The 10,606-nt window shown below is 61.1% G+C and carries 12 protein-coding genes; 9 read left to right on the forward strand and 3 right to left on the reverse strand.

All coding sequences use genetic code 11. The features are described from left to right. On the forward strand, positions 1–477 hold a 477-nt coding region (locus BMW76_RS39455; protein ID WP_143062455.1), incomplete at its 5' end, for an MFS transporter. 239 nt (positions 478–716) lie between these two features. Here BMW76_RS39455 and BMW76_RS39460 read toward each other — a convergent pair. After that, a complete protein-coding gene (locus BMW76_RS39460) occupies positions 717–1,094 on the reverse strand; it encodes a hypothetical protein (RefSeq protein ID WP_090874107.1) in 378 nt (125 codons plus the stop codon). 269 nt (positions 1,095–1,363) lie between these two features. On the opposite strand from BMW76_RS39460, the gene BMW76_RS39465 reads away from it, so the two are divergent. The 7 genes from BMW76_RS39465 (at position 1,364) to BMW76_RS39495 (ending at position 8,410) form a co-directional block, all read left to right on the forward strand. Continuing rightward, entirely contained in the window at positions 1,364–2,083 is a 720-nt protein-coding gene (locus BMW76_RS39465; RefSeq protein ID WP_090874098.1) for a GntR family transcriptional regulator, read from the forward strand. A 219-nt stretch (positions 2,084–2,302) separates the two neighbouring features. Further along, positions 2,303–4,042 carry an oxalyl-CoA decarboxylase gene (gene oxc / locus BMW76_RS39470; protein WP_090874099.1) on the forward strand — a complete coding sequence of 580 codons (1,740 nt, stop codon included), beginning with the start codon at positions 2,303–2,305 and terminating at the stop codon, positions 4,040–4,042. A 26-nt stretch (positions 4,043–4,068) separates the two neighbouring features. Beyond that, a complete protein-coding gene (gene frc / locus BMW76_RS39475) occupies positions 4,069–5,319 on the forward strand; it encodes a formyl-CoA transferase (RefSeq protein ID WP_090874100.1) in 1,251 nt (416 codons plus the stop codon). Positions 5,320–5,460: 141 nt separating this feature from the next. Beyond that, complete coding sequence (locus tag BMW76_RS39480; protein WP_090874101.1) at positions 5,461–5,892, forward strand: PAS domain-containing protein; 432 nt, start codon at positions 5,461–5,463, stop codon at positions 5,890–5,892. A gap of 109 nt (positions 5,893–6,001) precedes the next feature. Then, the gene (locus BMW76_RS39485; RefSeq protein WP_090874102.1) at positions 6,002–6,229 is read left to right on the forward strand and encodes a hypothetical protein; all 228 of its coding nucleotides are present in this window, start codon (positions 6,002–6,004) and stop codon (positions 6,227–6,229) included. A 292-nt stretch (positions 6,230–6,521) separates the two neighbouring features. Then, the gene (gene frc, locus BMW76_RS39490) at positions 6,522–7,769 is read left to right on the forward strand and encodes a formyl-CoA transferase (protein WP_090874103.1); all 1,248 of its coding nucleotides are present in this window, start codon (positions 6,522–6,524) and stop codon (positions 7,767–7,769) included. 83 nt (positions 7,770–7,852) lie between these two features. Continuing rightward, a complete protein-coding gene (locus tag BMW76_RS39495; protein WP_090874104.1) occupies positions 7,853–8,410 on the forward strand; it encodes an NADP transhydrogenase subunit beta in 558 nt (185 codons plus the stop codon). Between the two features lie 101 nt (positions 8,411–8,511). On the opposite strand, the gene BMW76_RS39500 is transcribed toward BMW76_RS39495, so the two are convergent. Together BMW76_RS39500 and BMW76_RS39505 are read right to left on the reverse strand one after the other, a co-directional pair. Then, on the reverse strand, positions 8,512–8,769 hold the full coding sequence (locus BMW76_RS39500) for a hypothetical protein (protein WP_090874105.1): 258 nt from the start codon (positions 8,767–8,769) through the stop codon (positions 8,512–8,514). Between the two features lie 99 nt (positions 8,770–8,868). Next, positions 8,869–9,813, reverse strand: a complete 945-nt coding sequence (locus BMW76_RS39505) for a LysR family transcriptional regulator (protein ID WP_090874106.1) — start codon at positions 9,811–9,813, stop codon at positions 8,869–8,871. A gap of 347 nt (positions 9,814–10,160) precedes the next feature. On the opposite strand from BMW76_RS39505, the gene BMW76_RS39510 reads away from it, so the two are divergent. Next, positions 10,161–10,606: MFS transporter (locus BMW76_RS39510; protein WP_143062456.1), on the forward strand; the 446-nt coding region annotated here is incomplete at its 3' end.

Here is a 10,606-nt window from a genome sequence, read left to right on the forward strand (position 1 = left end):
TTCACGCGTCCGCTGTGCGGTTTCATCTCCGACAAGATCGGCCGCGAGAACACGATGTTTGCGATCTTCATCGGCGAGGGGCTCGCGCTGCTCGGGATGATGGAGTACGGCCAGAACCCGTATGCGTTCATGACCTTCGCGGCGCTGATCTTCCTGTTCTGGGGCGAGATCTTCTCGATCTTCCCGGCGATCTGCGCGGATACGTTCGGCAGCAAGTACGCTGCGGCCAATGCCGGTACGCTCTATACGGCAAAGGGCACGGCGGCGCTGCTCGTGCCGCTCGCATCGGTGCTGTCGGCGGCAGGAGGATGGAACCTCGTGTTTATCGTGTCGGCCGTGATCACGATCGCGGCGGGCGTATCGGCGAAGTTCATCCTCGCGCCGATGCGCGCGCGCTGGATCGAGACGTCGGGGACGCGCGTTTCGCTTGCTTCGGCAACCAGCTCCTCGCCGCTTGGCGCCAGTTCGGGAGAGTGACGAAGGGCGCTGCGCAAAGCGGCGCCGCATAATCGCATGATCGAAGCTGAAGCGGTGCATGGCTTGAATCGCCATGCACCGCTTTTTGTTTGGTTATCGCGCGTGACCGCGTGACGTTGCGGCGCGCCGTTAGCCGATAAACCGATACCCAATAAAAAAGTCTCCCGCGCGGTGAGGCGCGGGAGATTTCGTTCGGGCTTGCTTCGTCGACGGCTTGCCGGCTTGTTTCCGCGCGCGGATCAGGCGCCTGCCAGTGCCGGCAGGCCTGCGTCGTCGGCGAAGTACTGGGCGATCGAGAACCCCGCCGACCGCTGCGCGCGGCCGCTGGATGCCTCTGCGCGCGTCGGCAGCGCGTCCGGCGTATGTGCGCGCTTCTTCGCGAGAATCGCCTCGCTCAGAAACTCCGCGCTGTAAGCGTTGAGCAAATGCGGCTGCTGCGCCTCGATATACGCGACGACGCGCGCATGTTCGCCGTCGATCGCCGCAAGCGATGTCAGCGTCTGCGCGTCCCAGCGAAAGCGCAGCCCCAGGTCGGCGAATGCGCTGTTGAACGCGCACAGCTGCGCATCGACTGCGCGGTCGTAGTCACTCCGGTATCCATCGTGTGCGTTGCGCATGATCTCCTCCATTTCATCGATTGCGTGAAGGACAGCATAGGCCGCCCGATTAATTCACGATAGTTAAAGTTTTCTTTGAAAACCATTTATCAATGCTTATGGAAAGATCGCTGCAAACCCAGGGTGCAGGAGAGTTGGTTGGAATAGATATGTGATATACAGTATTGCGCATATGCAAAGCGGCCATTGCAAGGCGACAGACCGCGCCCATCAGGCGCATGAGCCGAGCGGACCACCACCGTTTTCGACAACGAGGAGACACGTCGACCATGTCCACCGACACGCAAGAGAATGTCCGCACGGTCCCGTTGAGCCTGAACCTGACGCCGATCAGCGCGACGGCATCGCTACGCGACCAGGCGTATGCGCGGCTCAAGCACGCGATCGCGAACACCGACATCTACCACTCGCGTGAAGAAGTGCGTCTGGATGAGAAGGAACTGACCGAGGCGCTCGGCGTGAGCCGCACGCCGGTTCGCGAGGCGATGACGCTGCTCGAACAGGAAGGTTTTCTGCGCACGGTCCCGCGCCGCGGCGTCTACATTCTGCGCAAGACGAAGAAAGAGATCGTCGAGATGATCTGCATGTGGGCCGCGCTCGAAAGCGTGGCGGCGCGTCTTGCGACCCAGCGCGCGTCCAACGAGGACATCGCGCGGCTGCGCGCGATGTTCGATCACTTCAACGAGGCCACGCCGACCGATCACATCGAGGAGTACTCGGAGGTGAACATCGCGTTTCACCAGGCGCTCGTCGAGCTGTCCGGCTCGCAGATCATCCTCGATACGATCAAGAACATCTTCATGCACGTGCGAGCGATACGCCGCATGACGATCGCGCAGAGCGACCGCGCGTCGCGCTCGATCGAGGACCACATGCGCATCATCGAAGCGCTCGAGGCGCGCGACACCGAACGCGTCGAAACGCTCGTGCGTCAGCACTCTCTCGACCTCGCGCTGTACGTCGAAGCGCATTGCGATTTTCTGGACTGAGGTCTCGCAAACCACTCGCGCGACCCCAGGACTATCCCGTACGGGCACTTGATGCAGCGCACGATTCAAGCGCCCACACCCTTCAAACACAAAGCTTAAGAGACCTTTTGCGGTGCAGCAGCATGAACAGACAGCCGCAAAAAACCGTTGACTAATATTGTGTTTGGAATATTGTATATCACGAGACGCCACACAACACCCGGCCAAGGAGGAGACGTCATGGCAGATGTACTTGAGATCAGACCGCAGGAATCCGCTGAAGAGAACGCACAACAAATGACGGACGGTTTCCACCTCGTCATCGATGCACTGAAGGCGAACGATATCGACACGATCTTCGGTCTGGTCGGCATTCCTATCACCGACCTTGCGCGCCTCGCGCAAGCCGAAGGAATGCGCTTTATCGGTTTCCGTCATGAGCAGCATGCGGGCAATGCCGCCGCTATCGCTGGCTACATGACGCAAAAGCCCGGCATTTGCCTCACGGTGTCCGCGCCGGGCTTCCTGAACGGCCTTACGGCACTCGCCAACGCAACGACGAACTGCTTCCCGATGATCCTGATCAGCGGATCGAGCGAGCGTGAAATCGTCGACCTGCAGCAGGGCGACTACGAAGAGATGGACCAGCTGAACGCAGCGAAGCCGTACGCGAAGGCGGCGTACCGCGTGCTGCATGCCGAGGACATCGGCATCGGCGTGGCGCGCGCGATCCGCGCGGCCGTGTCGGGCCGTCCGGGCGGCGTGTATCTGGACCTGCCCGCGAAGCTGCTGTCGCAAACCATCGATGCCGTGAAGGCAAAGCAATCGCTCGTGCGCGTGATCGACGCGGCGCCGCGCCAGTTGCCCGCGCCGGATTCGGTGAAGCGCGCGATCGATCTGCTCAAAGGCGCGAAGCGTCCGCTCGTGCTGCTCGGCAAGGGCGCCGCGTATTCGCAGGCCGACAAGGAGATTCGCGCGTTCATCGAGAAGACGGGCATTCCGTATCTGCCGATGTCGATGGCCAAGGGCCTGCTGCCCGACACGCATGAGCAATCGGCCTCCGCTGCGCGTTCGTTCGTGCTCGCCGAATCGGACGTCGTCGTGCTGGTCGGCGCGCGCCTGAACTGGCTGCTGTCGCACGGCAAGGGCAAGACGTGGGGCAAGCCGAAGCAGTTCGTGCAGATCGACATCTCGGCGCAGGAAATGGACAGCAACGTCGCGATCGCGGCGCCGATCGTCGGCGACATCGGTTCGTGCGTCGCATCGCTGCTCGATCAGGTCGGCGATAACTTCCCGCAGCCGCCGAAGGAATGGCTCGACGCCGTCAACGAGAAGAAGAACAAGAACCTCGAAAAGATGGCGGCGACGCTCGCGAAGAGTCCTTCGCCGATGAACTTCCACAGCGCGCTGCGCGTGCTGCGCGACATCGTCAAGCAGAACCCTGACATCAACGTTGTGAACGAAGGCGCGAACACGCTGGACTATGCGCGCGCCATCATCGACATGTACCAGCCGCGCAAGCGCTTCGATTCGGGCACGTGGGGCGTGATGGGCATCGGCATGGGCTTCGCGATCGGCGCGGCCGTGACGAGCGGCAAGCAGGTGCTCGCGATCGAAGGCGATAGCGCATTCGGCTTCAGCGGCATGGAGCTCGAAACGATCTGCCGCTACCAGCTGCCCGTGTGCACGGTGATCTTCAACAACAACGGCGTGTATCGCGGCACCGACGTGAACCCGACGGGCGGCAAGGACGTCGCGCCGACCGTGTTCGTGAAGGACGCGCGCTACGACAAGATGATCGAAGCCTTCGGCGGCATCGGCTACAACGTGACGACACCCGAAGAACTCGAGAAAGCCCTCAAGGAAGCCATCGCATCCGGCAAGCCGACGCTGATCAATGCAGTGATCGACGAAGCGGCCGGTACGGAAAGCGGACGCCTGACCAATCTGAACCCGCAAAGCGCGGCAATGAAAAAGTGACCTCAGCCAACCACGGAGATACTAAAGTGAGCAAACCCCTCGAAGGCGTCAAGATCATCGACTTCACGCACGTGCAGGCAGGTCCTGCGTGCACGCAGCTGCTCGCCTGGTTCGGCGCGGATGTGATCAAGGTCGAGCGTCCGGGCGCGGGCGACGTGACGCGCAACCAGCTGCGCGACATCCCCGATGCCGATGCGCTGTACTTCACGATGCTCAACAGCAACAAGCGCTCGCTGACGCTCGATACGAAGACGCAGGACGGCAAGGAAGTGCTCGAACGGCTGATCAAGGAGTCGGACGTGCTGGTCGAGAACTTCGCACCGGGCGCGCTGGATCGCATGGGCTTCACGTGGGAGCGCATCAACGAGCTGAACCCGAAGATGATCGTCGCCTCCGTCAAGGGCTTCAGTGACGGCCACCACTACGACGACCTGAAGGTCTATGAAAACGTCGCGCAGTGCGCAGGCGGCGCCGCATCGACGACGGGCTTCTGGGACGGCCCGCCGACCGTCAGCGCAGCGGCGCTCGGCGACAGCAACACGGGCATGCACCTTGCCATCGGCATTCTCACCGCGCTGATCGGCCGCGACAAGACGGGCAAGGGCCAGAAGGTGGCCGTGTCGATGCAGGACAGCGTGATCAACCTGTGCCGCGTGAAGCTGCGCGACCAGCAGCGTCTGGACCGCGTCGGCTACCTCGAAGAGTATCCGCAGTATCCGCACGGCGAATTTACCGATGTCGTGCCGCGCGGCGGCAATGCAGGCGGCGGCGGCCAGCCGGGTTGGGTGCTCAAGTGCAAGGGCTGGGAAACGGACCCGAACGCGTACATCTACTTCACGGTTCAGGGCCACGCATGGGAGCCGATCTGCCGCGCCATCGGCAAGCCGGAATGGATCGATGACCCGGCCTACATGACGGCGCAGGCACGTCAGCCACACATCTTCGATATCTTCAACACGATCGAAGCATGGCTCGCCGACAAGACGAAGTTCGAGGCCGTCGACATCCTGCGCAAGTTCGACATTCCGTGCTCGCCGGTTCTGTCGATGAAGGAAATCGCGAATGACGAATCGCTGCGCAAGAGCGGCACGATCGTCGAAGTGGACCACAAGGCGCGCGGCAAGTATCTGACGGTGGGCAGCCCGATCAAGTTCTCGGACATGAAGCCCGAGATCACGGGTTCGCCGCTGCTCGGCGAGCACACGGAAGAAGTGCTCAAGGGCCTCGGCTACAGCTTCGAGCAGATCGCCAACATGCGTGAAGCGAAAGTGGTGTAATCGCAGAGGCGTTTCAATGGGCTCCGTGTTGTAGCAGAAGCTGTAGCAGCAGAAGCTGTAGCAGAAGCGGAGCCCTGTCGAACAGCGCCTTAGCCAGGCGCTGTTTTTCACTGAGCGGCAGCCATATATACGAGCCCCAATATGCAAGCAGCCATCGATTACGAACAACTGGTCCATGCGATCGGCGATGCCGTCGTCATCTCCGACAAGAGCGGCGCAATCACGCTGTGGAATCCCGCGGCCGAGCGCATGTTCGGATTCACGCAAGAAGAAGCACTCGGCAAATCACTCGATCTGATCATTCCCGAACGTCTGCGCGGGCGTCATTGGGAAGGCTACGAAAAGACCATGGCGACGGGACAGACGCGCTATGGGAACGATGTGCTGCGGGTGCCTTCCGTTCACAAGGACGGCCGCGCGCTGTCCATCGCTTTTACCGTCGCACTGCTGTATTCGGATACGCGCGAACTGACGGGCATCGTTGCCATCATTCGCGACGAAACCGCGCGCTTCCAGGAAGACCGCAATCTGCGCAAGCGCATCGCGGAACTCGAGGCGCGCGTCAGCGCCTGAAGTGTCGTTCCCGTTGTTGCTCGCGGGCGGCGCGTGCGTGCGCCGCCTCGCACTCGCGCAGTCAATATCACGTCGATCGCCGTCGCGGCGATCAGCACGGAGAACATCGATGCGTGTAGAAACCTTCGGGCCGTATCAAGTCGAATTGTCGGCCATGCAGTTCATTCACAACGGCGGCTGGGCCGCATTCGCCGCCGTGCGCAAACTCGACGACGGCGCCGAGGCGCCCGTTCATGTCCTGCCGTATCAACAGGTCGCTGACCACACTGTATTCGCCACCGAAGCCGCGGCTATTGCGGCCGCGCGAGGCGCCGCCTTTGCGTTGATCGAGCCATAAGCTCGCCGAGAGCGCCGCGTCTCTCTTCACGCTTCCACAATCTGCCGACCGCCACCATCGCATTCGCCTTCTGGCGAAACGCGAGGGCGGGGCGCGTCCGCAGTGGGCGCTGAGTACCTGCGTTGCCCATAAGGGTTTCTCCCCGCAAAAAAACGCCCGAAAAAGCTTGCTCAAATAGCGGGCTGTAAATACGATATATCACATATCAGATGCATCGAAGCCAAGGCGCGACAGTCCCGAGGTGCGCGAATTGCATCAGCAACGTACAGCAAACAATGATGGGAGACGTAGCATGGGCAAAGCACTCGACGGTGTGCGCATTCTCGATTTCACGCATGTGCAGTCGGGGCCGACGTGTACGCAGCTGCTGGCGTGGTTCGGCGCGGATGTGATCAAGGTGGAGCGTGCCGGCGCGGGCGACATCACGCGTGAGCAGCTGCGTGACGTGCCGGGCGCCGACAGCCTGTACTTCACGATGCTCAACCACAACAAGCGCTCGGTGACGATCGACACGAAGAATCCCGAAGGCAAGCTCGTGCTCGAAGCGCTGATCCAGAAGTGCGACGTGCTGGTGGAGAACTTCGCGCCGGGCGCGCTCGATCGCATGGGCTTCACGTGGGAGCGCATCCAGGAGCTCAATCCGCGGATGATCGTCGCGTCGGTGAAGGGCTTCGGCCCGGGGCCGTACGAGGACTGCAAGGTGTACGAGAACGTCGCGCAGTGCGTGGGCGGCGCGGCGTCGACGACGGGCTTCGACGACGGCCCGCCCGTGGTGACGGGCGCGCAGATCGGCGACAGCGGCACGGGCCTGCATCTGGCGCTGGGCATCGTCACGGCGCTCTATCAGCGCACGATGACGGGCCGCGGCCAGAAGGTGCTCGCGGCGATGCAGGACGGCGTGCTGAACCTGTGCCGCGTGAAGCTGCGCGACCAGCAGCGCCTCGAACGCACGGGCGTGATGAAGGAATATCCGCAGTATCCGAACGGCACGTTCGGCGAGGCGGTGCCGCGCGCGGGCAATGCGTCGGGCGGCGGCCAGCCGGGCTGGATTCTCAAGTGCAAGGGCTGGGAGCACGACCCGAACGCGTACATCTACTTCATCACGCAGGCCCCCGTGTGGGTGAAGATCTGCAACGTGATCGGCCGGGAAGAGTGGGCGACGCATCCGGACTATGCGACGCCCGATGCGCGCCTGCCGCGCCTGAAGGACATCTTCGCGGAAGTCGAACGCTGGACGATGACGAAGACCAAGTTCGAGGCGATGGAAATCCTCAACGAGCACGACATTCCATGTGGCCCGATCCTGTCGATGAAGGAGATCGCCGAAGACGAATCGCTGCGCAAAACAGGCACGGTCGTCGAGGTCGATCACCCTGTGCGCGGCAAGTATCTGACCGTGGGCAACCCGATCAAGCTGTCGGACAGCCCGACTGACGTCAAACGTTCGCCCTTGCTCGGCGAGCACACGGACGAAGTGATGGCCGAGCTCGGCTATTCACGCGAGCAGATCGACGCGCTCAGAACGGCTGGCGCCATTTGAGCCAGGCCGTCCGAGCGGTTTGACAGGATCACTGGACCAGCGTCCGCGAGAATGCAAAAAGCGGCAAAGAGCGAGGAGATGACATGCCGGATTGTGCGAGCTTCATCGCGTGGTCGGGGCTAGAGCGCCTGGAACTGTATGTGTTCGTTTTCGCGGGCGCGTTGCTCTTCGCGATAGCCGCGGTGATGCTCGCCAACCGATTGAAGCATGGCAGGCGAAGCATGCGGCAAGGCGCAGCAGGCGACAAGCTCGTCGATATGCTCGCGCTCGGATTGTGTATCTGGCTTGGTTACGCTTTTGTCAGCGAGCCTGCGCAGATGCCGGGAATCGCGGCGCTGTTTGCTGTCAGCCTCCTGGCCGCCGCGCTCGGCGCGCACGTGATGCTGACGACCCACGAGCATCACGCGCACACGCCCGCGCATTGCGGTCTCTCATCGCGGCGTGGCATGTCGTTGCGCTTCGCGTGGGATGGCGATCCTTCGCACGTGCAGCCCGCAGACGATTTCACGCAACGCTGGACCTGGGCGAGCAATCCGCGCCGCACACAGGCGCGCTGCGCGTCGTCAGCGCGAAACATGCATCTGACGCACGCAGCGGTGCGCGTGCGCAGCCGGCAGCGCTACAACGCGAAGCGTCACTGACGAAAACACATAACGTTCGCCGCTTCGCTGAGTCGTGCAGAAAGAGTGCAACTCGCGAAGCGCGGACGTCAAAGAGAGTCACGATGAACTGCAACCCTGCGTCATTGAACGACGGACTCGCGATAGAACTGGTTCTTCCGCTCGAAGATCAGTTGCGCGAGAAAGTCGGCGTCATACGCGCTGAGCAGATGGGAATGAAAGCGCTCGATATACGCGGTGATGCGCGCAAGTTCATTGCTGACATCGTCGAAAAAATCGAGCGTGGCCTGGCTCCAGCGAAAGCGCAGGCCGAGTTCGCCGAACGCGGCGTTATAGGCGCTCAGCAGCGCTTCATTGTGCGGATCAGCAGACTGATTCATTGCAATGCTCCCAGGCAGTCGAGTGATAAGAATCGACACAAGCATAGAAGCCGCAACGAATCCGCAATAGTTAAAGTTTTATTGGCAATCCATAGCGGCTCATTTATGGACCGCCAATTGATTCACACGCGTGATCTGTTCAATGAGATTCGCGCCTTCTTCCATCAGAAAGCGCTTGAACGCGACGGCAACGGGCGGCAGCCGCTTGTTCTTGCGATGCACGACGTACCAGTTGAGCATCACCGGAAAGCCTTCGACGTCGAGCACCACGAGATTCCCGACCTGCAATTCGAGGCTGATCGTATGCGCGGACAGGAATGCGATGCCCATGCCCGCGATCACGGCCTGCTTGATCGTCTCCGTGCTCTTGATTTCCATCGCGATCTTGAGGTTCGTGAGACGTCCCGCAAAGCCTTCTTCCATCGAATTCCACGTATCCGAACCGCGCTCGCGCACGACGAATGCTTCGCTGGCAAGCTGGCTCATCTTGATGTTGCGCTTGCTGGCGAGCGGGTGCGTCGGCGCGGCTACGATCACGTACGGATGCGGCGCAAACGCTTCATTGATCGCATCCAGTTCTTGCGGCGGACGCACCATCACCGCGAGATCGGTCTGATTGGTTTGCAGTTGATGCAGCAGTTCTTCGCGGTTGTGTACCGCAAGATTCAATTCGACACCCGCATAGCGACGCGTAAATTCCGCGAGCAGCCGCGGAAAGAAGTAGTCGCCCGCACTGATCACAGCCACGTTCAGTTTGCCGCCCGATACGCCCTTCAGCTGGCCCATCGCTTCATCGACTTCATGAAACTGCTGAATGATTGCGCGGCTGTAGTGAAGCATTTCGGTGCCCGCCGGCGTGAGGTAAATCTTCTTGCCGAGCTGTTCGAAAAGCGGCAGGCCGGCGTGCTCTTCGAGCTGCCTGACCTGAGTGGAAACGGCGGGCTGCGTGAGGTGCAGTTCTTCCGCTGCGCGCGAGAAGCTGAGATGCCGCGCCACCGTTTCGAATACTTTCAGCTGGCGCAGGGTCGCGTTACGCATTGTCATGGCAGATGTATAAGCGAAGATGAATCTTCATGGTAACAAACTTTAATTATCAGTAATTCAGCAATGACCCTAGCATGGATTCTGTAATGCGCGATTCGAAGCCAAACATCGGGTTAACGCCTAAAAACAAGGCTCGAAGCGGCAAGACAGGTATCAACGAGCGGCCTTCTTCTAAAAGATCCAATAAAGGAATGGATAAGGCGATTTAGAAGTTTTGAGAAAAGAAGTACTGGAATTTGCATCAGGAAATACCCCGAAACCGTTTGGTCGGGACACAACTATAAGGCGGCATGGATAGAGACCGGCGCTTTGGCCGGTTGCCCTAAATAGATAGCGGAGACAGGCACATGAACAGCATTTCGCAGCAAGCTCCGGTTGCGTTTTGGCGCAACCGCTGGTGGCAACTGGCATTCGGCATTTTGTGCATGGCGCTCGTCGCCAACCTGCAATACGCATGGACGTTGTTCGTCGCACCGATGAGCGCAAAGCATCATTGGGGACGTGCCGAAGTTCAGCTCGCGTTCTCGATCTTCATTCTCACTGAAACATGGCTCGTGCCCGTCGAAGGCTGGCTCGTCGACCGCTTCGGTCCGCGTCCCGTCGTGGCGGGCGGCGCACTTTGCGCGGGCCTTGCATGGGTGCTGAATTCGTTCGCGACGACGCTGCCGGAACTGTACTTTGCGTCCGTCGTCGCCGGTATCGGCGCGGGCGGCGTGTACGGCACGTGCGTCGGCAATGCGCTCAAGTGGTTCCCGGACAAGCGCGGCCTCGCCGCGGGCCTGACGGCGGCGGG

The organism is Paraburkholderia diazotrophica (assembly GCF_900108945.1).
Lineage (GTDB): Bacteria > Pseudomonadota > Gammaproteobacteria > Burkholderiales > Burkholderiaceae > Paraburkholderia > Paraburkholderia diazotrophica.